The 22,531-nt window shown below is 56.3% G+C and carries 19 protein-coding genes; 3 read left to right on the top strand and 16 right to left on the bottom strand.

All coding sequences use genetic code 11. The features are described from left to right. Window positions 1-26: 26 nt before the first annotated feature. The 7 genes from hcp to BN3796_RS14375 all read right to left on the bottom strand — a co-directional run bounded on the left by hcp (window position 27) and on the right by BN3796_RS14375 (window position 8,685). Window positions 27-518, bottom strand: a complete 492-nt coding sequence (hcp, locus tag BN3796_RS14405; RefSeq protein WP_032611100.1) for a type VI secretion system effector Hcp — start codon at window positions 516-518, stop codon at window positions 27-29. 2 nt (window positions 519-520) lie between these two features. Then, window positions 521-2,200, bottom strand: coding sequence for an OmpA family protein (locus tag BN3796_RS14400; protein ID WP_061709048.1), 1,680 nt, complete (start codon window positions 2,198-2,200; stop codon window positions 521-523). After that, the gene (gene tssL / locus BN3796_RS14395; RefSeq protein WP_061709047.1) at window positions 2,200-2,889 is read right to left on the bottom strand and encodes a type VI secretion system protein TssL, short form; all 690 of its coding nucleotides are present in this window, start codon (window positions 2,887-2,889) and stop codon (window positions 2,200-2,202) included. Before tssL ends, BN3796_RS14400 begins: the two co-directional genes overlap by 1 nt. Further along, the gene (gene tssK, locus BN3796_RS14390; protein WP_061709046.1) at window positions 2,886-4,235 is read right to left on the bottom strand and encodes a type VI secretion system baseplate subunit TssK; all 1,350 of its coding nucleotides are present in this window, start codon (window positions 4,233-4,235) and stop codon (window positions 2,886-2,888) included. The genes tssL and tssK overlap by 4 nt, the downstream gene beginning before the upstream one ends. 12 nt (window positions 4,236-4,247) lie before the next feature. After that, entirely contained in the window at window positions 4,248-5,789 is a 1,542-nt protein-coding gene (gene tssC, locus BN3796_RS14385) for a type VI secretion system contractile sheath large subunit (protein WP_073885230.1), read from the bottom strand. A 33-nt stretch (window positions 5,790-5,822) separates the two neighbouring features. Next, window positions 5,823-6,314, bottom strand: a complete 492-nt coding sequence (gene tssB / locus BN3796_RS14380) for a type VI secretion system contractile sheath small subunit (RefSeq protein WP_061709045.1) — start codon at window positions 6,312-6,314, stop codon at window positions 5,823-5,825. Between the two features lie 754 nt (window positions 6,315-7,068). Further along, a complete protein-coding gene (locus BN3796_RS14375) occupies window positions 7,069-8,685 on the bottom strand; it encodes a peptide ABC transporter substrate-binding protein (protein WP_061709044.1) in 1,617 nt (538 codons plus the stop codon). Between the two features lie 183 nt (window positions 8,686-8,868). On the opposite strand from BN3796_RS14375, the gene mpaA reads away from it, so the two are divergent. Beyond that, complete coding sequence (mpaA, locus tag BN3796_RS14370; protein ID WP_061709043.1) at window positions 8,869-9,582, top strand: murein tripeptide amidase MpaA; 714 nt, start codon at window positions 8,869-8,871, stop codon at window positions 9,580-9,582. Here mpaA and ycjG read toward each other — a convergent pair. After that, window positions 9,573-10,523, bottom strand: coding sequence for an L-Ala-D/L-Glu epimerase (gene ycjG / locus BN3796_RS14365; RefSeq protein WP_061709042.1), 951 nt, complete (start codon window positions 10,521-10,523; stop codon window positions 9,573-9,575). The two genes, mpaA and ycjG, sit on opposite strands and share 10 nt — an antisense overlap. A 97-nt stretch (window positions 10,524-10,620) precedes the next feature. On the opposite strand from ycjG, the gene tpx reads away from it, so the two are divergent. Then, window positions 10,621-11,127, top strand: coding sequence for a thiol peroxidase (gene tpx / locus BN3796_RS14360; RefSeq protein WP_061709041.1), 507 nt, complete (start codon window positions 10,621-10,623; stop codon window positions 11,125-11,127). Window positions 11,128-11,169: 42 nt separating this feature from the next. On the opposite strand, the gene tyrR is transcribed toward tpx, so the two are convergent. The 3 genes from tyrR to BN3796_RS14345 all read right to left on the bottom strand — a co-directional run bounded on the left by tyrR (window position 11,170) and on the right by BN3796_RS14345 (window position 15,270). Next, a complete protein-coding gene (gene tyrR, locus BN3796_RS14355) occupies window positions 11,170-12,711 on the bottom strand; it encodes a transcriptional regulator TyrR (RefSeq protein ID WP_061709040.1) in 1,542 nt (513 codons plus the stop codon). Between the two features lie 115 nt (window positions 12,712-12,826). Continuing rightward, window positions 12,827-13,876, bottom strand: a complete 1,050-nt coding sequence (locus BN3796_RS14350; protein ID WP_061709039.1) for a TIGR01620 family protein — start codon at window positions 13,874-13,876, stop codon at window positions 12,827-12,829. After that, window positions 13,873-15,270, bottom strand: a complete 1,398-nt coding sequence (locus BN3796_RS14345) for a YcjX family GTP-binding protein (protein ID WP_061709242.1) — start codon at window positions 15,268-15,270, stop codon at window positions 13,873-13,875. Before BN3796_RS14345 ends, BN3796_RS14350 begins: the two co-directional genes overlap by 4 nt. A 151-nt stretch (window positions 15,271-15,421) precedes the next feature. On the opposite strand from BN3796_RS14345, the gene BN3796_RS14340 reads away from it, so the two are divergent. Further along, window positions 15,422-16,432: a LacI family DNA-binding transcriptional regulator gene (locus BN3796_RS14340; protein WP_061709038.1), complete on the top strand. Its 1,011-nt coding sequence runs from the start codon at window positions 15,422-15,424 to the stop codon at window positions 16,430-16,432. Between the two features lie 29 nt (window positions 16,433-16,461). On the opposite strand, the gene BN3796_RS14335 is transcribed toward BN3796_RS14340, so the two are convergent. The 5 genes from BN3796_RS14335 to BN3796_RS14315 form a co-directional block, all read right to left on the bottom strand. Continuing rightward, entirely contained in the window at window positions 16,462-17,376 is a 915-nt protein-coding gene (locus BN3796_RS14335; protein WP_061709037.1) for an OmpG family monomeric porin, read from the bottom strand. A gap of 61 nt (window positions 17,377-17,437) precedes the next feature. Continuing rightward, window positions 17,438-18,517 carry an ABC transporter ATP-binding protein gene (locus BN3796_RS14330; RefSeq protein ID WP_061709036.1) on the bottom strand — a complete coding sequence of 360 codons (1,080 nt, stop codon included), beginning with the start codon at window positions 18,515-18,517 and terminating at the stop codon, window positions 17,438-17,440. Between the two features lie 10 nt (window positions 18,518-18,527). Beyond that, entirely contained in the window at window positions 18,528-19,205 is a 678-nt protein-coding gene (pgmB, locus tag BN3796_RS14325) for a beta-phosphoglucomutase (RefSeq protein WP_061709035.1), read from the bottom strand. Further along, the gene (locus BN3796_RS14320) at window positions 19,198-21,477 is read right to left on the bottom strand and encodes a glycoside hydrolase family 65 protein (RefSeq protein WP_061709034.1); all 2,280 of its coding nucleotides are present in this window, start codon (window positions 21,475-21,477) and stop codon (window positions 19,198-19,200) included. Before BN3796_RS14320 ends, pgmB begins: the two co-directional genes overlap by 8 nt. Further along, on the bottom strand, window positions 21,471-22,529 hold the full coding sequence (locus BN3796_RS14315; protein WP_148381807.1) for a Gfo/Idh/MocA family protein: 1,059 nt from the start codon (window positions 22,527-22,529) through the stop codon (window positions 21,471-21,473). Before BN3796_RS14315 ends, BN3796_RS14320 begins: the two co-directional genes overlap by 7 nt. Between the last annotated feature and the right edge of the window lie 2 nt (window positions 22,530-22,531).

Below are 22,531 nucleotides of genomic sequence, written 5' to 3'. Positions count from 1 at the left end.
ACAGAGGGGATCTGTCCGCCAGGGTCTTACGCAGTGGTACGTTCGTTCCAGGAATCGGAATGAATGATGTTGCCGTCTTTGTAGGTCCAGGTGATTTTTTCGTAACGCAGCTCGATCTGCTCGAGATGGTTGTGCTTCTCGAACGCCGGGTCCTTGATGTCATGCATCTTCGGGTTCACTTTCACCAGCTTCACGTTCTCAAGCTTCGTGTTGAAGTACTCCACTTCCTGGCCCGCGTCGTTGATTCTGTACCACTTAAATTCAGCCGACTTCAGGGTCTGCCCGGTGGTCACTGCTTTGTAGAGGTACGGGCTGGAAGAGTCGATTTCTTTGGTAAACAGGAACGGCGTGTGGATACGCGTACCGGTCAGTTTGCCGGTGTTATTATCGGTCGGGATGTACAGGTTGTGTTCCTGAGCAACAACTTCGATGCTTCCTTCGCGATCTTTCACATCTACGGAACCTTTAATATCAGCGCCGCCATCGTCTTTCAGCCACAGATAAACTGGGATTGCCATGTTTACTTCTCCATTTCTTTAGTTGAAACGTCACGTACATCCTGTGACGCGTGTTTTGCGCCTGGCAAACGACAGGCGTCAGCCTGTGGTACCAGACTGATCTCGACACGCCGGTTATGCGCACGGCCATCAGGCGTGTCGTTTGATGCAATTGGTCGGCTGTCACCGTAACCCTGCACGGCAAAGCAACTTTCCGGTACGTCCCCGGTATCACGCATCCAGTTACGGACGGCCTCAGCTCGTTGTAAAGACAGGGTCTGGTTGAGCTCAACGCTGCCGGTATTGTCTGTGTGGCCGCTGACCACGATGAGCCAGCCTGGCCTGGCTTTGATTCCGACCAGCGAGTTGACCAGCATTTTGGTGGAGCCCGGTTTCAGCACGGACTTACCGGAATCAAACAGCGACATGCTGTCGAGTCGTACAATTTTTGGTAACGGTTTTGGTTCAGGGGCAGGTGGAGGTGTCCAGGTATCGATAGCCTGTTGCAAGGCCAGCCACAGGCGTTGCCCTGGGTAATAGCCCAGGCTGTAACGCAAAGGCTCACCCTGGCGCTGCCAGCGTTCAAGCAGGAGCGCATCCTGCTTCAGGGCGGCCAGTGATTCTGCCTTAGGGCGATAATGGTTCATCGGGATTGCATTCCAGCGCTGTAAATCGGTACTCACCTGACGGATCAGGTCACGGTTATTGAGCGCAGAAATACCCAATGCGGTCAGGGCACACAGCCACATCAGCAGGATCAGGCGACGGGTACGCTGGCCCCCCTGCACAGTTGATGCAAAAGGTGCCAGCAGCGGCAGAACAGCATCCGGAAACAAACTTGCCGGTGCTATCTGCCCTGGTTTTCGGGAAAACTGCAAACAGGTGCGGGTATATAGCCAGTCGGCCCAGACTGACTCTGTACCGGGAAGGACGGTACCGAGGCGCATTGCCACGGAGAATGCTCGTTCAGGAGGCGTTAACCGATCAGGCTTTTCCAGCTCATCAGCCAGCGTATTACGGATAAAGGAAAATGCCTCGCTGACGGCTGGCAATGCCAGGATATTGTCTTCCGCCTGCTGCCAGTCGATGAAAGCCTGCGGCGAATCATTTACCGGACAGACAATCGGCTTATCACCCCGAACGATTATCCAGGGCGTTTCTGGCCCGGAAAATTCTGCACTCAACACAACCGGCAGTGGGAAACCCGTCAGGGATTTAATCTGCTTACACTGCTGGCGGAGCGTTTTCAGCGTCGAGCGCAGAACGGCTTCATCCTGATGATGGTCTGGCAGGCAGCGGTACATTACCGAGAGCTGACCGACCTGGCGCGGGAACTGCGTCTGGATACTGCGGACAACGTCAGTTAACCGGTTGACGTCACCGGCCCGCAGCCACCACCCCTGGGCTGTTTTGCGAAGCGGGCCTCCATGAAACAACGCTTCCAGCATGTCACCACACACCAGTACGACGGGGCCCTGGGTGTCGGGTAGTGGCAGTTCCGCAGCCGGGAGGGTAACGTCGGATGTGGGCTCTTCGCTCCGACAGTTTTTAAAAACATACCAGCCTGCCAGAAGGAGGATCAGCAGGGTGGTCAGGCCGTTAAAAACGTTGCCCGTCGGGATGAAATACCACAGCAACCACAGCAACGTGGCAACGGCTACCAGGGCGTGCAGGACTACCGGAATGATGACTGATCTACGCATTAGCCATGCAACTCCGGTATTTGTGCTGACAAAAGAGACTGGAGCCAGAGGTGACCACCCCACCAGATAACGCCGGTAAGAATGACGGCGAGCACTATCCAGAACCAGACTGAGCGCATCAGACTCCAGCGATGTTTTCCCATCCGGTGAACAACCAGTGACAGACCTGCATCAGGTGGAGAAACCCGCTCATAAAGGGCTTTCACTACCTCATCACGCTGCGCCTGGCTGACCGCTTTCAGGCTGTATAATCCCTGAAAACCCAGCGCTATCACCCGGTGATAGCAGGTTAAAACGGCCGGATTCGGTGAAGGCTGACGCAGAACCTCTGCTATCCGATCCCATAGCGCTTCACCTGCACGAAGTGAGCCAAAAAAACGGGCCTGAAGCGGCGCTTTACGCCAGGCTACCTGGCCTTCATCACTTTTACACTCCTCTCCTTCCTCGCTTTTTTCAGGCTTACGGCTCATCACCGTTTCGTCCAGCAAGGCACATTGTGCGTAGGAAATATGTTCAACACTGGCGTCGTCATAACCGGCACGCTCCAGCGCTTCCCGCACAGTTTCAACCTGTTTAACGCATTTGTCGTAGAGTGCGCTGCCATTGTGGGAGACGGCCCCTTTCTTCAGCATGGTGACAGTAAGCCAGGTTTCTGCCATCAGCTGGTCAATATCGATTTCCTGTCTCATGAGCGCAGCACCGCAAACAGTTCAAGCTCCAGGGCACCAAGTAATTCGGGCACATAGAACATACACACCCCTTGTTCCTGCATTTCACGCGCAGCAGCGCTTTCCATATCAAGCGCGAAATACTGGTTTTCCATACGTACCGGCAATGCCGCAGGGACCCTGCTTACCGGGATCAATGGAATACCCCTGAGCGCCGCGCCGTAAATGGTATTGACCTCATCAGGGGACCCGGCCTGACAGAGAGCAGGGAATTGCTCGGCGACCTGCCAGGCAGGGACACTTGAGCGCACAGAGAGATAAAGGTCGGCCTCTTCGCGCAGACGGATATCGTGAAGGTTTGCTTTCCAGGTCTGTCCGTCTGGTCGGGACATTTCCAGGGCAATAACACGTGAGGGCAGACTGGCTTCCAGAAGCTCTGTGACCAGGTCAAAGAGTGGAGGAAAAGCGTTAACCGGTTCCGCATGGTCATAGCCCGGGATAGCATCAAGGTCATGTTCAAGTGAGAAAGTCAGCATGCTACCTGCCAGACGGGCGAGTTCAGCCCATACCTGTTCAGGTGGCCGTGCCGGGAAGCGCTCGTATTCCGTCAGAACTCTGGCGTGCGAATTCAGCGCATTCAGCAACCAGAAGAGAGAGACATCGGCAACCGCAAAATCGGCAAGTCTTTCGTTACTTTCACGGCGCATTGTCATCAGACGCTGGCGTCGGGAGCGTAACTGACGATTGAGCAGCGTCAGACGTTCGCGCAGGACCGGGCTTGCGCCAAATGATGCCACTGGAGGAATAAAAGACGGATCCTGTCGCCACGCATTTTGCCCATCCCGGATCAATCTTGCTACCGGGCAAACTTTCCAGGAATCATTGCTTTCATGGGCAAACCGGATGGTGAAATTAAACCGGGCAACCGCCATGGATTCTTCTTCAGACCCAAAAGCATCCTGCAACGTCACCCATTCTTCACGATAGCGGAGCGGCCGGTCTGGGCTGACGCCTTCTTGTTCAACGTTGATCACACCTGGCTGCATGTGAGGCAGTGCGATGACGACAGTTACCGCATCACGACCTGCCAGTTGGCTGGCGTCTAACTCACGCGGCGCCGGAGGCAGATCGCTCCTTTGCGCATCAATCAGCGAACCATCTTCCAGCCAGAGGCGTAACTGCGTAATCTGGATCAGACCGGATGAAAGAAGGCTGTCATTAAACTCAATCTTTTCTACACCCCAGGGAAACGGGCATGCCAGTGCTGATGCACCGGCACTGCGAAAAGACTCCCATTCAGCCTGTTGCTGGAACTGCTGAGGGGACAGTAAAGCCCCCTCGTTCCACAGTGGACGATAAATTTTCATCCCTGCGCCGCCTTACGCTTTCGCCTTCGGCATCTGAGAAACCAGCGACAGGTTCACGTCCATGCCTTCCACCTGGAAGTGCGGCACCGCAAAGAGCTTCATGCGGAAGAAACCCGGGTTGTCCTCGATGTCTTCCACCACCACCTTCGCGTCGCGCAGCGGATGGGAGGCCTGCAGCTCGTCGCCCGGATCGGTCATCTCGGTCACCAGCGTGCGCACCCAGGTGTTCAGCTCCAGCTCCAGCAGGCGGCGGTCCTTGGTGGTACCGATGTTCTCGCGCTGAATCAGCTTCAGGTAGTGGGCGATGCGCGACAGCAGGAAGATGTACGGCAGGCGCGCGTTGATGCGGCTGTTGGCGGTGGCGTCAGCGGTGTCGTACAGCGCCGGTTTCTGGGCGGAGTTGGCCGAGAAGAAGCAGGCGTAGTCGCGGTTTTTGTAGTAGGAAAGCGGAATAAAGCCGAGGCTGGCAAACTCAAACTCGCGGGTTTCCGGGATCATCACCTCAGAGGGGATTTTCACCTGGTTGCCGGTGCCAAGGTCATACAGGTGGATCGGCAGATCTTTCACTGCACCACCCGCCTGCGGGCCGCGGATTTGCACGCACCAGCCGTTACTGATAAAGCTCTTCACCATGTTGGCCGCAAAGGCAAACGACGCGCTGGTCCAGAGGTATTTCTCGTGGTCCGGGCCTTTCACCTGCTCAACGTAGTTGAAGCTGCGTACCGGCACGGTGTCCGGACCGTACGGCAGGCGGCCGAGCACACGCGGCATCACCAGGCCGATATAGCGGGCGTCGTCGGTGTCGCGGAAGGCTTTCCACTTGATGTACTCGGCGCGGTCAAAGTAGTTGCCGATATCCTTGATGGCCGCCACCTCTTCCATGGCGTCCTTCAGGAAGAAGGCCGGACCAACCGCGCCGATAAACGGCATGTGCGCCGCGGCGGAGACTTTCGAGATATTGCGCAGCAGCGCCACGTCCTGCGGGCTGGCATCAAATTCGTAAGCGGAAATCACCGAGCCAATCGGCTCGCCCCCCGGGGTGTCATATTCGGCGGTGTAGGTGTGCCAGTAGAGGCCGCTCTGGATGAGCTCCGGCGCATCCTCGAAGTCCTGGCGCAGGTCGTCTTTCGCCACATCCAGAATTTCGGTTTTCACATTCTGGCGGTAGTCAGTGTTGTCCACCAGATGCTTCAGGCCGCGCCACAGGGATTCGACTTTCTGAAATTCCGGATGGTGCATGACCGCGTCCAGCTGACGGCTGATTTGATAATCCAGCTCCGCGATATGGTGGTCAATCAGCGTCTTGTCGAGCTTCTCCACCTGCCGGCCCGATTTACGGATGCACTCCATAAAGACCTGCATCGCCGCCGTCAGCCGTTCCCCTGCCGGGGCGTCGGAGAGCGCCGCATCATCCAGAAAGTCATTGATATCGCCCAGGCGGGAGGCCGGGGTCAGGTTAATTTTTTCAAACAGGGAGGCGTAAACGCCCTCTCTGGTAAGGAAGGTGGTCTGCCCCTGCGCGGAGGCGGTTTCACTATTTACAGACATCAGCATATTCCCGGTTAATCCATTAAAAACGCACGCCGCTTATTTCGGGGCCAGCGCACTCATTTCGTCGCGTAATTCCTGAGAGAGCGCCGGGTCCTTAAGAATTTTCTCGAGCTCTTTTCTGAAAGTGGCGTTGTCCAGCAGGTTAGACTTGAGGTCGCGCAATAAATTACGCATCGCCAGCATGGCGCGAAGCTGGGGGATCTGGCGGGCCACCTGTTCAGGCTCGAAATCCTTAATATCGGAAAAACGCAGCTTCAGACTTTCTTCCGTGCCATCGCCTGCCAGCGTGTTCTGTACAGTCAGATTTACTTCCGGGCTAAATTCCGAAAGTACGCTGTTAAAGTTATTTTTATTGACGTTGATTTTTTCTCTTTCAGATAATGGACGACTCTCTTTGCCATTACTGAAATCACCCACGGTGAGGAGTTTAAGCGGCAGCTCGACTTTCTTCTGCGCTCCCCCAGTATGCAGGCTTAATTTTAAATTAATGCGTGCCTTAGGCACCTCGTTCTGGAATGTATCAGCCATAGCAGTCCCTTTCCTTGAGAAATGTTTGTTAAATGAACGGCTTTCTTTACAGAGCAATATTAGAACAAAACACCATAGTAGATCAACTATATAGATCTATAGCCTGGGATGAGACTTTCCTTAAGAATTTTACTCTGCAAACAAACTACAAAGATTACTGAACAGGCACTACACGTACGAAATACTGACTATTTGTTTACAAAAATGCAGAGTGAAAGTCTGCTGCATAGAGAAATGTCAGACTTATATTTAAGTAGACCTTTTTTGTTGATACAGATCAATGCAACAAGGAGGTGATGATTATGATTGAATCTGGCAGGATGACGTATATCAGAATTAACAATTAAATTTGTTTGTTACAGGCCTAAGCTGAGAAATAAATCCAGATCTGGACATTAAATTTTCTTTTTATCCATTATCAATCAATTACTCTCTGAGAAAATTTTGCATTAAAAACGCAATATTCAATCGGTTCTATGACCCGCTATCCAGACTATACCGGTTGTTTCATTGCTGTGCTTCCCGCACTATTAACTACCCCGGCTGTTTTACCCCGTTTCCATGACTGTTAATCACAAACAAACCTTTACGGCCTCGCCAGACCTGGGAAAATAACTTTATCCATTCTTCTTTTCTGATTGCTGCACGCATGATTCTGTTCAGAAGATGGTCAGAAGGAGAAACTGGCGCTGCAAGCCGCGCCAGCTCCGGGTTTAGCAATGGTTGCCTGACATCATCAGGCAACCGGTACCGATCAATGCTTAATGATATACATTGTGCGGCTGTAAGCCACATCCTCAGCATTATTAATAGGATAGCCTTTTACCCAGGGTTTAATCAGGCGGCCGTTGGTATACTGGTAGATCGGTGCTATCGGCGCTTTTTCTGTGATGATCTTCTCGGCGGCGTTGTAATCTGCGTTACGCGCCTCCGCCGTCGGCTCCATTGCGGCCTGCTTCATAATTTTGTCATAGGCGGGATCGCTGAAGCGTGAAATGTTGCCGGTATGGGTGGAGGTCAGCAGCGAGAGGAAGGTGGACGGCTCGTTGTAATCGCCCACCCAGGAGGCGCGGATCACGTCAAAATTACCGGTGTTCCGGCTATCAATGTAGGTTTTCCACTCCTGATTCTGCAGCTTCACGTCAACGCCGAGATTTTTCTTCCACATTGAGGCGATGGCGATGGCAATTTTTTGATGGTTTTCAGAGGTGTTATATAAAAGCGTCAGCTTAAGCGGGCGCTGCGGGCCATAGCCTGCGGCCTGAAGTAACGTTTTCGCCTGCGCGTTAAGCTCCGCCTGCGACTGCTGCTCAAAGGGCGAAGCCTCTGGCGTGAAGCCGGCGGTCACGTCGGGGGTGAAGTGCCAGGCCGGTTTTTCCCCGGTGCCCAGCACTTTCTCAGCCATAATGCGGCGGTCGATGGTCATGCTCAGAGCCAGACGGACGCGGGCATCCGCGGTGGGGCCCTTCTGCGTGTTAAAGGCGTAATAGTAGGTCCCCAGTTGCGGCGGGGTATAAACCTGGCCGGGGATCTCTTTTAACAGCTTTTGATACATATTTTTGGGGAAAGATTCCGTGATATCGATATCCCCTGCCAGATAACGTTTGGTGGCGGAAGATTCCTGATTAATCGGAATAAAGGTGACCTTTTTCAGCACCGTTTTGGCGTTATCCCAGTAATTGGTGTTAGGAACCAGCACCAGCTTCTCATTCACTACCCGATCCTGTAAGACCCAGGCGCCATTGCCCACCAGCGCTCCCGCACGGGTCCACTCTTTTCCGCTCTCCACGTTCGCTTTCTGTACCGGATAAAAGGCGAAACTGGCGGTCAGATTGGCAAACCAGGGCAACGGTTTGTCGAGCTGTACGCGAAGCGTATGAGCATCCACGGCGGTAACGCCAAGAGTAGCGGGCTGCGCTTTGCCGTCGATAATCTGCTGCGCGTTATTAATTCCCGCCAGCGCCGCAAACCAGGCAAACGGCGAAAGCGTTTTTGGATCGACCAGACGCTGCCAGCTGTAGACAAAATCCTGAGCTGTTACCGGCGAGCCGTCTGACCAGCGGGCGTCATCCCGCAGGGTAAAGGTCCAGATCCGGTTGTCGTTGGTCTGCCACTTCGTCGCCACGCCAGGCACCAGACCGCCCTTTTCATCCTGATTAACCAGCCCTTCGAAGAGATCGCGGATCACCTGAATTTCCGGCAAACCCACCGCTTTGGCGGGATCAAGCGAAGCTGGCTCATCTTTGATATGGCGGACCAGCTCCTGTTTGGGCGCCAGGGCGGTTCCCGGCGGGACATCCGCCGCCTGAGAGAAAGATGAGAGTCCACACAACCACAGCGCGGTACAAAGCAGTGAAACAGGATGCTTCATGAGATCCCCTTAAAATTGATAACAGCAAGCAGATGCGTAATTATTTGTTTCGACACGGAGAAATGCAAATGCCACGCTCCGGAAAGTTGATATCAGGCAATTCTTAACATTGACTCAAACTATTTGATTAAGCCCGGGTTTTGCACAACACTGCCAGTATCCTTCTCGCCAACAGGATTTCTTATGTCATTGACTCGCCCACGCACCGAACGAGGAGCTTTCCCGCCGGGAACAGAACATTACGGACGCTCCCTGTTGGGCGCGCCGCTTATCTGGTTTCCCGCGCCGCAGGCCGATCGCAACAGCGGACTGATCATCGCCGGCACGCACGGAGATGAAAATTCCTCGATTGTTACTCTCTCCTGCGCCCTGCGAACCCTGGCACCGGAGCGTCGCCGCCATCATGTGATCCTGACCGTTAACCCGGACGGCTGCCAGCTTGGGCTGCGCGCCAACGCCCGCGGGGTCGATCTTAATCGTAACTTCCCGGCGGCAAACTGGCGGGCGGGGGAAACGGTCTACCGCTGGAACAGCGCGGCGCCGGAACGGGATGTGGTATTGCTGACCGGGGAGAAACCCGGTTCAGAGCCCGAAACGCAGGGGCTTTGCAAGCTTATCCACCAGCTCAAGCCCGCATGGGTGGTCTCCTTTCACGATCCGCTGGCCTGTATCGAAGATCCGCACGAGACGCGGCTCGGCGTCTGGCTTGCCGATGCGTTTTCCCTTCCGCTGGTGAAAAGCGTCGGTTACGAAACGCCCGGCTCGTTCGGCAGCTGGTGCGCCGATCTGGGTCTTAACTGCATCACCGCCGAGTTTCCGGCGATCTCCTCTGACGAGGCGAGCGAGAAGTATTTGCAGGCCATGACTGACCTGCTGTGCTGGACGCCTCAGAGATAAAGCGTGCCGGTGGTAAAACGCAGGGCTGGCGTGACATCCACCGCCAGCCAGGTGGGACCATCCAGATCGGCGTAGCTGACCTGATTGACCAGCGGCAGCGCGGCGCTGATAGCCCGGGAAGTGCAGAGCATGCAGCCCAGCATCAGGGCGAATCCCTGCTCGCGAGCCTCTCTGGCCAGCGCCAGCGCCTCCGTTAAGCCACCGGTCTTATCCAGCTTGATGTTGACCATCTCATAGCGTCCCTTGAGCGCCGGCAGGCTCTCCCGGGTATGACAGCTCTCATCCGCGCAAATCGGCAGCGGATGGATAAAAAGCGACAGCGCCGCGTCATCCCCCGCGGGCAAGGGCTGTTCCAGCATGGCCACCCCGAGGTCCGCCAGCAGCTGGCAGCGCGCGGCCAGTCCTTCGCTTTTCCAGGACTCGTTGGCATCGACAATGAGGGTCGCCTGCGGCGCGGCGGCACGGATCGCCACCATCCGCTCGCTTATCAGCCGGTCGTCGAGCTTCACCTTCAGAAGCTGCGCGCCTGCCTCACAGAGGGCTTTCGCACTGGCGGCCATCTGTTCCGGCTCGCCGATAACCACCGTTTGCGCGGTGATGACGCTTGCAGGGAGGGCTTCCTGCGCAACTGCATTCTGCTGTTTTTCCAGCGACCAAAGCGCGCAGTCGATGGCGTTGCGCGCGGCGCCCGCCGGCAGCGCCTGCTGGAGCGTTTCGCGGCTCATTCCGGCTTCGAGATCGTTTACCACCGTCATGATTTGCGCCATTACGGAGGCGACGCTTTCGCCATAGCGGGGATAGGGGGTACATTCTCCTGTCCCTTTTATCCCCTCTTCCTCTATTTCAACGACCACCACGGTGGCTTCGCTGCGGCTGCCGCGCGAGATAACAAAAGGCGTATGCAGCGGCCATGCTTCTTCATAGACCTTAACGGTTCTCATTACTCGCTCCTTTACGGTCAAAATTTGGTTTGCCGTGTTATCTGCTGATGTCATACACTAGCTGCGACGTTAACTATATGTAAACAGGAAGATATCCATGTCACAACTCGTTCATTTCCAGGGCAACCCCGTTTCTGTAGCAGGCAACCTTCCGCAGGCGGGCAGCAAAGCGCAGCCTTTTACCCTTGTGGCAAAAGATCTGTCTGACGTAACGCTGGGTCAGTTCGCCGGAAAACGCAAAGTTCTGAACATTTTCCCGAGCATTGATACCGGCGTTTGCGCCGCCTCCGTGCGTAAGTTCAACCAGCTGGCAACCGAAATGGACAACACCGTTGTGCTGTGCATTTCCGCCGACCTGCCGTTCGCCCAGTCCCGCTTCTGCGGCGCGGAAGGGCTGAGCAACGTCATTACACTCTCCACGCTGCGTAGCGCGGATTTCCTCGCAAACTACGGCGTCGGCATTGAAGAAGGTGCGCTGAAGGGCCTGGCGGCGCGTGCCGTGCTGGTGCTGGATGAAAATGACAACATCGTATTCAGCCAGCTGGTCAACGAAATCACCACCGAACCGGATTACGCTGCGGCGCTCGACGCGCTGAAGGCCTAAGCGGTAAAAAAATAAAGCCTCTTAACCGAGGCTTTATTTTCTTTATTCATCCCCTTTCTTCTGGCTCAGGCCATACTCGCGCAATTTATTCGCTATTGCAGTATGGGAAACGCCCAGGCGTTTTGCCAGCTTACGCGTGCTGGGGTAGCTGCGATAGAGCTGGGTCAGCACCGAGCGCTCGAACCGGCTGGTAATATCATCCAGCGAACCTTCCATCGCCTCCTCGCCCACCGAAACCGTACCCGCATCATGATCCGGCAGCAGCACATCCTGAGGACGTAGCTCATATCCCTCAAGCTGCGTCAGCGCACGGTAAATGGCATTTTTCAGCTGGCGGATGTTACCCGGCCAGGCGTAGCGGGTCAGCACGGCGCCGAGATCGGCAGAGAGCTTCGGACGCGGCACACCCTGTTCGTCGGCAAAACGCGCCACAAAGAGTTCGGTCAGCGGCATGATATCCTGCGGACAATCGCGCAGCGGTGGAATATTCAGCGTCAGCACGTTGAGCCGATAGTAGAGATCCTCCCGAAAGAGCCCCTTCTGGACCAGATCCATCAGATTTTTTTGGGTCGCGCAGATCACCCGTACGTCGACATGCACCTCATGATCTTCCCCCACGCGCCGGAACGTGCCGTCGTTGAGAAAACGCAGCAGCTTGGCCTGCATGCGCGGCGACATTTCGCCTATCTCATCCAGCAGGACCGATCCGCCGTTCGCCTGTTCAAAGAAGCCTTTCTTGCCTTCCGGCGCGTGGCCAAACAGCTCGCTTTCAACAGCATCTTCCGGGATAGAGGCGCAGTTCAACGCCAGATAGGGCTTCGCTGCACGCGGCCCTGCGGCGTGAACGGCGTGCGCCAGCAGATCCTTGCCGGTTCCGGTATCGCCGGTTATCAGCAACGGCGCGGTAAGATTGGCCAGCTTGCGGGCCTGATCCACGACGTGGCGCATTTTCGGGCTGACGGCGACAATCTGGCTAAAGGCGCCCACATCCTGGCTGGAGAGGTTCTGCAGCTGGCGCCCCATGCGCAGAGTGGAGCGCAGCATGATGACCGCACCGGTCAGTACGCTGGTATCATTTTCCCCTTTCAGCTGTACCGGCGTGATCTCCATCAGGAAATTCTGCCCGTTAATCACCACATGTTCGCTGTGGGTCGTCTGGGGATTCGCGTCGAGCCAGCGCTGAAAATTAAAACCGGGGATCAGCGCAGCCGCATGATGATTGCGCAGTTTATCCTGGCTCTGGGCGAAAAGCTGGCAGCTGGCGGAGTTTACCCGCTCCACTTTGCTCTTCAGATCCAGAGAGAGAAAGGGCTCCGGCATCGCCTCCAGCAGGGCGCTGAGGGCCAGGTGTTCGCGTTCGGAGGGCATCCAGGGGATGGTGCGTACATCCGTAACGCCAGCGATACGGCGGATTTCCGCCATCAGGCTACTGAAGGTATCAAATTCAATTTCGGCAAAATTGAGGTAAATTCGCCCGATAGGGTCGATCTCAATGCCACGCAGATCAATGCTACGTAAAACAAGCAGATCGAGTAGTTCGCGGGTCAGGCCGAGACGGTCCTGACAAAAGACTTCCAGACGCATGGGAAATTCACCCTTTAAGCCAATAACATTAAAATAATATGTCAGACGGGGTCGCTCTGGAAGATGGCTGTCAACAAAAATTGACAGCCAGCACAATTAGCAGACGATGTATCGGTTACTGCGGCTTTTTATGGAGCGTCTCCTTAAGCTGGCCAATCAGTTCCCGACGAAAATCATTCAGCCTCGGCTTATCGCCGTCAATCCAGGGTAACGGACGGCAGAGCGCCATCGCCTTAATACCAAGTCGCGCGGTAAGCAGGCCGGCGCCAATCCCCTGCGCGGCGCGGGCGGAGAGGCGCGCGGCAAGATCCTGCGACATCCAGTCCATCCCCACTTCACGTACCAGTTCGCTCACCCCCGCAAAGGCCATATTTAACAGCACCAGCCGAAAGAGACGCAGCCGACTGTAGTAGCCCAGCTCGATACCATAAATCGCCGCAATACGATTTATCAGCCGTATGTTACGCCATGCGATAAAGGCCATATCCACCAGCGCCAGCGGGCTGACGGCTATCATCAGCGTTGATTCCGCCGCGGAGCGGCTGATTTCCCGCCGCGCCTGGGCATCCAGCACCGGCTGCACAATATGGGCATAGAGCGTGATCACCTCCCGATCGTTCTGCGTCTCGTGGATCGCCGCGTACCAGCGCTGCAGTGCCGGATGTGACTGATCGATACCTGCCTGAGCCGCCAGCTTTTCGCAGAAACTGCGCCCTTTTCCCGCCGCGTGGCTCTGCAACAGATGGCGCGCCTCATCACGCTCGTGCGCGCGCTGGCGCAGCCGCCAGAGGCGACGCCACTCCGTCGTGAGCGAGCCGACGCCTGCGCCAATAATCAACGCGCCGGCAGCACAGCCTCCCAGCGCCACCCAGTCCTGAGTCTGCCAGGCATTCATGGTCCACTGTACGCCCTGCCCGACCACGCTCGCGCCAAAGAGCGTCAGGCCTGCCATCACCATTTTTCGCCACAGGCTGCGTTTGGGGCGCAGGGCGGATTCGACTACCGCCTCCGCCGTACCCTCTTCTTCGGTGAGAACCGGTTCGGCGACCGGGGCGAAATGTTCTGCCGGTTCACCGCTGAAAGCCTGCGCGGGGCGATATTTCTCTTCCTGCGCCTGCGTCAGGGCGTCCGTAAAATCGATACGCGGTTTGAGAGGTTCCGTCATCGCAATTTATCTCCAATCAAAAATTCCAGCGCCGCATCCAGCCGGATATGGGGCAAAGGCCGATCGACGCTCATACTCAGCGGGCGAAACGACTCAAAATGGAAGCCCTGGTTTTGCCAGAAAGCGTTTCCCGGCAGACGGGCTGGCACTTCGCCGGGAAAGAGGGTTAACGACTCTCCGTCGCTTAGCCGGTGGCCGCGCAGCGCCGGAATTTTATCGCCATTAACGTCGATAAGCCCGCTCTCGGTTGCCTGTACAGAGGCCAGCCCCAGACAGTCCATATCGATCCCTTCAAAGGCAGCGTTTTGCCAGGCATCCTGTACCAGCTGCTGGAGCAGCGAAACCAGGCTGGCGTGCTGGTCGACCGTGACGTGATCCGCTTTGGTCGCCGCAAAGAGCAGCTTGTCGATGACCGGCGAAAAGAGACGGCGAAACAGCGTGCGCTGTCCATAGTGAAAGCTTTGCATCAGCTGGGTCAGCGCAAGACGCATATCGTTGAAAGCCTGTGGCCCGCTGTTGAGAGGCTGCAGGCAATCCACCAGCACAATCTGGCGATCGAAGCGCAGGAAGTGGTTTTTATAGAATCCCTTCACCACCTTCTCGCAATAGTAGCGGTAGCGTTCGCGCAGCATCCCGGCGTTGGTGTTTTTCTCCGCCTGCGCCAGTTTCGCCTCCCCGATCGCATCCACCTCCGGCCAGGGAAAAAACTGCAGCGCGGGGGCGCCAGCCAGCTCGCCCGGCAGGACAAAACGACCCGGCTGAATAAAGTGCAGCCCTTCCTGCTTGCAGCGGTGAAGATAGGCGGTCCAGGCGTCGGCAATGGCGGCGAGCCGGTTTTCATCGGCAGGAGCCAGAGGGTCCAGCCCGGCGCAGAGGTTACGCCATTGTTCAGACCAGTTCGCGCGATCGCCCTGCAGCAGGCCGGTCATCTGACGCGACCAGCTGAGGTAATCCTGCGCCAGCATCGGCAGGTCGAGCAACCATTCGCCGGGGTAGTCCACAATCTCCAGATAGAGCGTGGAGGTCTCTTTGAAATGACGCAGCAGGGAATCCTGAGAACGAAAGCGCAGCGCCAGGCGCATCTCGCTCACCCCGCGGGTGGGGGTCGGCCAGGCCGGAGGGTCTCCGTAAAGCTGGGCCAGTCCCTCATCATAGGTAAAACGCGGGATGCCGAAATCGCGTTGGGGAACACGTTTTACTCCCAGCAAGCGCTCCTCGCGCGCCGCGCTGAGGAGCGGCAGGCGGGCACCGGCGTGGATATTGAGCAGCTGGTTGACCATAGAGGTGATAAAGGCTGTTTTACCGCTGCGGCTGAGTCCTGTGACAGCCAGCCGCAGATGGCGATCAACCCCACGATTAACCAGTGAATTAAGTTCGTTCCTAAGCCGTTTTATCGCCATCCTGTTTCGCCCTTTTACGCCCTGGTTCCCGGAGAGAATACATGAAATTGGGGCAGTTCGTTGTTTTTCAATTCATTGTTCTGTTATTCCCTTTTTTTCTCCAGTAAGATAACCCCACTACCGCTATGATGGAGTCGTAAGGTGTATGTCACCCACCATTTATGATATTGCACGCGTTGCCGGTGTATCGAAATCAACCGTATCCCGGGTTCTGAATAAACAAACCAATATTTCTCCGCAAGCGCGTGACAAAGTGCTAAAAGCGATTGAAGAACTCAACTATCAGCCAAATAAACTCGCGCGGGCGCTGACCTCCTCCGGTTTCGATGCCATTATGGTTATTTCGACGCGTTCAACCAAAACCACTGCGGGCAACCCATTTTTCTCCGATGTGTTACATGCCATCACCGCTAAAGCCGAAGAAGAGAATTTTGACGTCATATTACAAACCTCACGAAACAGTGAGGATGATTTACAGAAATGTGAAAATAAAATAAAACAAAAGATGATCAAAGGAATTATTATGTTAAGTTCCCCGGCAGATGAAACTTTTTTCGCCAGGCTGGATGCTTACGCTATTCCTGTGGTCGTCATCGGCAAAGTCGAAGGTCATTACAATAATATTTATTCGGTCGATACCGATAATTTCCGTGACAGCATCACCTTAACCGATACGTTTATCCGTAACGGCCATCAAAAAATAGCCTGCCTGCACGCGCCGCTTGATTACCATGTCTCCATCGATCGTCTGGCGGGCTATAAGGCAAGTCTGCAACGTCATAACATTTCCGTGAATCCCGCGTGGATTGTCGACGGCGGCTATACCCACGAAAGCGCGCTGGCGGCGGCCCGGGCGCTTCTCTCCTCCGCCACGCCCCCTGAGGCCGTCTTTGCGACCGACAGTATGAAACTGCTTGCGCTCTACCGCGCAGCCGAAGCGCTGGGGATAAACATACCCGGTCAGTTGGCGGTCGCGGGCTACAGCGACCCGATGCTCTCTCTGATCCTCGCCCCGGCGCCGGGCGGCTTTGACATCCCGACCCGCCGTCTGGGAGAAGAGAGCTGCAACCTGCTTTTTCAGCGGATGGCGGGCAAGGATGTGCCGCAGCATGTGATGGTGGAAACGCATCTGTCGCTTACCGCATCGCTGAAATGACAAAGGGGCCGAAGCCCCTTTTTCTCTGCTCAGAAAGCGTAATTGAACCCTACGCCCGCATAGTGGAAACGGTCGTTTTTCCCTTCGTCATGATTCTGCCACTCGTAGGCATACTCAAGCGTGGTGGAGAAACCGTTACCAAAGTCATAGGCATACTGTAAGCCGAGGCGGTTAAAGTCGTGCCCTTCCCGCTCCGGGTCATCCTGCCAGTTCCAGTTCGACCAGCGGTCCAGCCCGATGCGGGTATAGGGTGTCAGCGTGGTGCTACCTAAAGAGATGGGGAGATAGGCACGGATCTCCTGCGTGGAAAATTCGCCGTTATCACGCGAACTGTCCATATTAAAGCCGCGCTCCAGATAGTAATTGGTTTTTAAAGAGAACGTCTCATTGATGGTCCAGGTAAAACCGATCTCCGTTTCAACACGGCTGTCGGAATAACCCGTTTTCGACAGATCGTTAGCGAACTGATACATGGCTAACCAGCCGCTGAAGCGCCAGTCATCGCTCAGCCTGATATCCCAGTCTGGCTGGACTTTATAACGCTGCATATTCGCGCTGCCGACCCTGGCGCCGGTCTCGTCCTTAAAATGGTAGCTGTAATTGCGAAAGCCGCCGGTCAGGCCGAAAGTAAAGTCATCGCTGTCAATAAAACGATAGCGTAATTCCAGTTCCGGGCGATCGAAATAGGTGCCGCGCGTCATGCTGCTGTAATCCACCGGCCCCTCCTGATACATCGCGACGGAGATAGTCCAGGCATCCCAGCTGGCGTTAAACCAGACGGAGGGTTCATATAATCCGTCTTTATCTTCACCCTGCCCTTCAACGTTTTCTATTTCATACATTGCGCCAATATTAAAAGCCCATTTTTTCTCTTCGTCTGCCGCCTGGGCACAGGAGACACCTGCGCATAACAGCAGCGCAGCACTTCGTAATAGAGTACTCATTAATATATTCCTTTATAATAAAAAACCAAAATGCCGGGAAACTCCCGGCGGACCTGCTTTTTTAAATAGCGACTTCGCTATCTGCATCAAAGAAATGGCATTTATCCATCTCAAACTGAATGGCGAGATTATCTCCGGCCTGATAGTCATTATCGGCACTGGCGCGAACCACTAATTCATGTCCACCCACGGTGGCATAAAGCATAAATTCGGCGCCGGTGAGTTCGGCTACGCTAATTTTCGCTGTGGCATCGCTAACGTTATCTGGCGTGGTTAAAATATTTTCCGGTCTGATGCCGAATATTACCGCCTTGCGCTGATACCCTTTCGCCGTCAGGGCTGCCCGCTTTTCCTGCGGAATTTCAAGACGCAGCGTTTCGGTGACAAAATAGTGACCATCGATAGCGCCGCGAATAAAATTCATGGCCGGCGAACCAATAAATCCGGCAACAAACATATTGGCGGGGTGGTGATAAACCTGCTTTGGCGCACCCACCTGCTGCACAATCCCGTCCTTCATAACGACGATGCGCGTTGCCATCGTCATCGCCTCGGTTTGATCGTGCGTAACGTAGATCATGGTGGTGTTCAGCTTCTGATGCAGCTTACCGATCTCCGCGCGCATCTGTACGCGCAGCCTGGCGTCAAGGTTTGAGAGGGGTTCATCCATAAGAAATACGCCCGCTTCCCGCACAATGGCCCTGCCGAGCGCTACGCGCTGGCGCTGCCCGCCCGACAGCGCGCCCGGCTTGCGCTGCAGATAGTCGCGCAGGCCGAGGATCTGCGCCGCCCAGTTGACCCGCTCCTCGATGACCGACGCGGGGATTTTCTGCATTTTCAGCCCGAACGCCATGTTGTCGTAGACCGACATATGCGGATAAAGCGCATAGTTCTGGAACACCATCGCGATGTTACGCGCTTTGGCCGGCACATCATTCATTCGTACGCCGTCAATCATCAGATCGCCTGCGCTGATCTCTTCCAGTCCGGCGATCATCCGCAGCGTGGTGGACTTGCCGCAGCCCGATGGCCCGACGAAGACGATGAACTCCTTATCTTCGATCTCCAGGTTAAAGTCCTTCACCACGTGGACCTGGTTGTCGTAAATTTTTTGAATATGTTTAAGAGAGAGTTGAGCCATAGTGGTTTCCTTATCGATGCGCTTTTGGGCGGCGACCGGCGGCCCAGAAATCAGCTAAACAGTGCCATGAGAGTTGGTCGGTGGAGGTAAGCCGCAGCCCGGCGCGTTGCAGCCCCTCGCCAATGCCTACCGACATCATTCCCGCCGCGTTAATGGCGTCGATGCCCGCCTGCGCATCCTCTATACCGATGGCCTCTTGCGGCTTAACCCCCAGCCCCTGACAGGCGGCAAGGAAAATCTCCGGGTCAGGCTTGGAGCGCGCAATACGCGAGGCGTCAGCGCAAAAATCGAACGCCTCGCTCATCCCCAGCGCGCGCAATATCGTCGGTGCGTTAAGGGATACCGACGCCAGCCCGATGCGTACCTTTGCCTGGCGTAACTCCGCGAGCGTGCGCGCGATGCCCGGCAGCAGCGCCTGAGCGGTGATGGTGCGGAGCGAATCGACGTAGAGCGCGTTCTTCGCCTGCGCCAGCGTCTCGCGTTCATCGGCGCTGAATACCGCCTCTTTCCCGCCGTGACGCAAAATGCGCATCAGGGAGTCCATGCGGCTTATTCCCTTCAGGCTGGCGTTAAAGGCTTCATCAATTTCAATGCCGATGGCGGCGGCGACGCTTCGCCACGCCTGAAAGTGCAGATGCGCTGTGTCGGTAACAACGCCATCCAGATCGAAAATCACCGCCTTAAGCATCGTCGCCCTCCTTCCTGGTAGCGGTCCCATTAACAGATAAATGAAAATCCTTGCGTAGAAAGGTCTGCTGACCCGCAAGCGTAAATGTGACGCCCCAAACCGTAACCTGTACCGGTTCCGTCGTGACGATAGTCAGCGCCTCGCTATCCACCGTTATTTCCAGCGACGCGTTACGCCACTTCAGCGGGAAATGAAGCTGCTGCCATGCCTGCGGCAGCGCGGGAGAGAGATGCAACTCCCCGTCTTTGATCTGCACTCCGGCGAATCCCTGAATGGCGCCAGACCAGATGGCGCCGGTAGCCGCCGCGTGGATCCCCTCGTCGCTGCTATGGGGGTCGTCCCCGAGATCAATGGCAGTTCCGTCACGCCAGTAGCGCCAGGCCATTGCCAGGTCGCCGCAGCGCGCCGCGACGATGCCATGTATCGCCTTGCTCAGAGAGGAGTCATGGATGGTACGCGGTTCATAAAAGGCAAGGTTCGCCGCACATTCGCGCCGGTCGAATTTCTCGGGCAGCAGATAGTTCAGCATCACCACATCGGCCTGCTTAAGGATCTGCATCTCATTCACTTCCGCGCGGGAGTAGTCCAGCAAGATGGTCTGTTTTCCGGCCTTCGCGCGGTAAGAGGTCAGATCGATGGCGGGCTTGCTCATGAAGGTGTCATCCTGCGGGATCACCCCCTCGTCATTCGCTTCAGGCAGCCACAGCTGCGTCAGAAAACGCGCGGCGGATTCGCTAAAGCGGCTCTCTTCGCAGCCAAACTGGCGCATAAAGGTCAGCGCGCTCGCGACGTTATACCAGGCCATATAGTTGGTATACGCGTTGTTATTCACATGCTCGGTATATTCGTCCGGCCCGATAACGTCATGAATCTCCAGGCGTCCGTTGACCTCCACGGCACGTCCCATCCAGAACGTGGCGGTTTCCATCAGCAGCGTAAGTCCTTCGTGGCGCATAAAGGCGTCATCGTGGGTCGCCTGCCAGTAAGCCACCACCGCCCAGGCGATATCCGCGACGATATGGTGCTCCGCCAGGGCGGAAGCGACCTTCTGCCTGACGCCGGTGCGGATATTGATGGCGGCAAACTCCGGGGTCTCCTCCTGTCCGCTCGCGGCGCTCTCCCAGGGGAATAAGGCGCCTGGCCAGCCGTTGCGCCGCGCCTTTTCCCGCGCGCCGGAGAGGTTGAGCCAGCGGTAGCGCAGCAGGTTGCGTGCCGTAGCCGGGCGGGTAAAGAGATGGAACGGCAGCAGGAAAATTTCCGTATCCCAGAAAATATGGCCTTTATATCCCTCGCCTGTTAACCCTTTCGCCGCGATGCTGCAACGTTCGTCATGGGCGGGGGTCATGGCGGTGAGATGCCATACGGCATAATCGAGCGCCATCTGATCATAGGGGTTGTCAGCCTTTACCGTGACCCGACTGTTTAACCAGACTGTCTGCCACGCCCGGGCAGACTCCGCCAGCAACGCGTCATAGCCCTGCTGCACGCATCTCTCCAGCTGCTGCATACAGCGGCGGGCAAACGTCTCCCGGGAGAGCGCTCTTTCGTTGCGCCAGGCAACCCAGACTATTTTCTCCAGCGTCACGGTTTCGCCCTGCTGTACCGTCAGGAGATGATGACAACCAAGACGGCGGTTTTTCGCGCTAAAGCAACTCCCGGCGGGAGCGGAGAGCCGACACGACGCGGAGATCACTACTTCGCTGGCGCGATCCTGCGTTTCGTAAATCCCCTGCAGGCCGGTTTCGCCGATCACCCGCACCGAGATTTCATCCAGATGCTGTCGGCCGCTGTTGGTCTGGGTTGCGTCAATCCCCGTATTCAGGCTGACCTGCGCCTGCCCGTCGAGCGGGGTAATGCTGTACTGCATTGCCATTAACGGCAGTTGCGCCAGGGAGACAAAACGGCGGCTGTCGAGACGAAAACGCGCGCCCTTCGGCGAGCGCCAGATGACGCTGCGGCGCAGCTCGCCGTTTTCGAAGGCCAGCTCCCGCTGCCAGCTGAGCGTCTCGCCGGCCAACAGCGTAAAGATCTCCCCATCAAGCTCCAGCGCTATACCCGTCACGTCCGGGAGATTTACCAGTTCGTTGGTTTCGTTGCGTCCGGCGCGGTGATAGAGCCCCGCCAGGTACATCCCGCGCGTCTGCCGGGTGTAGTCCTCCTCATGCGTGGCGCGGATCCCCATATAGCCGTTGCCGCAGGCCATAATCGAGGCATATTTATTCAGGCTGTGCGGATTAAAACCAGGATCGGTCAATACGGAAAGATTCAGCATAACGTTACGCTCTCCCCTTTTTCCGCCGACTCATAAAGGGCCGCCACCAGCTGCTGGATAACCCAGCCCTGCTCACCATCGGCGATCATCACCGGCTCACCCATCACATGGCGTACAAACGCCTCCATGCTGCGCAAATGACGCTGATCGTCCGCCACCTCCCGCTGGATAAGCGTGTGCAGTTCACCGTCGGTATCGTTATAAATGTGTGCCGGGAAAAGGGTCGCTCCCGCCTTTTCGCCACAGAAAGCGACATTCATGATGGATTGCTCGCGAATATTCAGGGCGAAAGAGGTGTCGAGACGCAAAATGCCCCCGTTACAGAACTCAACCGTGCCGAACAGGGCATCCTCCACGGTGTAGTTTGCCGGGTCCCACTCGCCAAACTGCCCGCTGTTTTTGCGGGTGCCGATCTTCTGGAAGCTGTGCGCCGTAACCCGTTTCACCGTCGGAAAGCCGAGCACATACATGGCGACATCCAGCATATGGATGCCGATATCAATCAGCGGCCCGCCGCCCTGCAATGCTTTGTTGGTAAAAACGCCCCAGCCCGGCACGCCGCAGCGGCGCAGCGCCTGGGCGGTGGTGACATAGATCTCGCCAAAGGTGCCGTTGACAACCGCATTACGCAGCAGCTGCGCATCGCTGGCGAAACGATGGTGGAAATCGTAGGCCAGCACCCGGTTGGCTTTGCGGGCCGCCAGCCGCATCCGGTCCGCCTGCTGCGGGGTCATGGCGGGCGGGTTCTCGCACATCACGTGGCAACCCGCTTCCAGCGCGGCCATCACATGTTCAAAGTGAAAGCGGTTAGGCGAACAGACACTGACAATGTCAGGTTTCGCCTCCTGTAACAGTTGCCGGGTATCCTGATACGCCGCGGGGATACCGTGGCGTTCAGCGAAGGCCTGCGCCTGCTCAAGGCGGCTGTCCATGACAGCCACCATCTGCAGATCGTTGCGCGTGGCGTAATACGAGGCATGTACTTTATCCGCCACCTGGCCGGCGCCAATAATGGCGACGCGCAGCGGCGAAGAGGTTAAAGCACTCATCACGC

Origin of the sequence: Pseudenterobacter timonensis (assembly GCF_900021175.1) — a bacterium.
Classification (GTDB): domain Bacteria; phylum Pseudomonadota; class Gammaproteobacteria; order Enterobacterales; family Enterobacteriaceae; genus Enterobacter; species Enterobacter timonensis.
This window is presented reverse-complemented; position numbering and strand designations above follow the sequence as displayed.

Excerpts from the sequence above, each read along its gene's own strand:
- hcp (WP_032611100.1), bottom strand. The coding sequence starts at position 518 with ATGGCAATCCCAGTTTATCTGTGGCTGAAAGACGATGGCGGCGCTGAT.
- BN3796_RS14400 (WP_061709048.1), bottom strand. The coding sequence starts at position 2,200 with ATGCGTAGATCAGTCATCATTCCGGTAGTCCTGCACGCCCTGGTAGCC.
- tssL (WP_061709047.1), bottom strand. The coding sequence starts at position 2,889 with ATGAGACAGGAAATCGATATTGACCAGCTGATGGCAGAAACCTGGCTT.
- tssK (WP_061709046.1), bottom strand. The coding sequence starts at position 4,235 with ATGAAAATTTATCGTCCACTGTGGAACGAGGGGGCTTTACTGTCCCCT.
- tssC (WP_073885230.1), bottom strand. The coding sequence starts at position 5,789 with ATGCTGATGTCTGTAAATAGTGAAACCGCCTCCGCGCAGGGGCAGACC.
- tssB (WP_061709045.1), bottom strand. The coding sequence starts at position 6,314 with ATGGCTGATACATTCCAGAACGAGGTGCCTAAGGCACGCATTAATTTA.
- BN3796_RS14375 (WP_061709044.1), bottom strand. The coding sequence starts at position 8,685 with ATGAAGCATCCTGTTTCACTGCTTTGTACCGCGCTGTGGTTGTGTGGA.
- mpaA (WP_061709043.1), top strand. The coding sequence starts at position 8,869 with ATGTCATTGACTCGCCCACGCACCGAACGAGGAGCTTTCCCGCCGGGA.
- ycjG (WP_061709042.1), bottom strand. The coding sequence starts at position 10,523 with ATGAGAACCGTTAAGGTCTATGAAGAAGCATGGCCGCTGCATACGCCT.
- tpx (WP_061709041.1), top strand. The coding sequence starts at position 10,621 with ATGTCACAACTCGTTCATTTCCAGGGCAACCCCGTTTCTGTAGCAGGC.
- tyrR (WP_061709040.1), bottom strand. The coding sequence starts at position 12,711 with ATGCGTCTGGAAGTCTTTTGTCAGGACCGTCTCGGCCTGACCCGCGAA.
- BN3796_RS14350 (WP_061709039.1), bottom strand. The coding sequence starts at position 13,876 with ATGACGGAACCTCTCAAACCGCGTATCGATTTTACGGACGCCCTGACG.
- BN3796_RS14340 (WP_061709038.1), top strand. The coding sequence starts at position 15,422 with ATGTCACCCACCATTTATGATATTGCACGCGTTGCCGGTGTATCGAAA.
- BN3796_RS14335 (WP_061709037.1), bottom strand. The coding sequence starts at position 17,376 with ATGAGTACTCTATTACGAAGTGCTGCGCTGCTGTTATGCGCAGGTGTC.
- BN3796_RS14330 (WP_061709036.1), bottom strand. The coding sequence starts at position 18,517 with ATGGCTCAACTCTCTCTTAAACATATTCAAAAAATTTACGACAACCAG.
- pgmB (WP_061709035.1), bottom strand. The coding sequence starts at position 19,205 with ATGCTTAAGGCGGTGATTTTCGATCTGGATGGCGTTGTTACCGACACA.
- BN3796_RS14320 (WP_061709034.1), bottom strand. The coding sequence starts at position 21,477 with ATGCTGAATCTTTCCGTATTGACCGATCCTGGTTTTAATCCGCACAGC.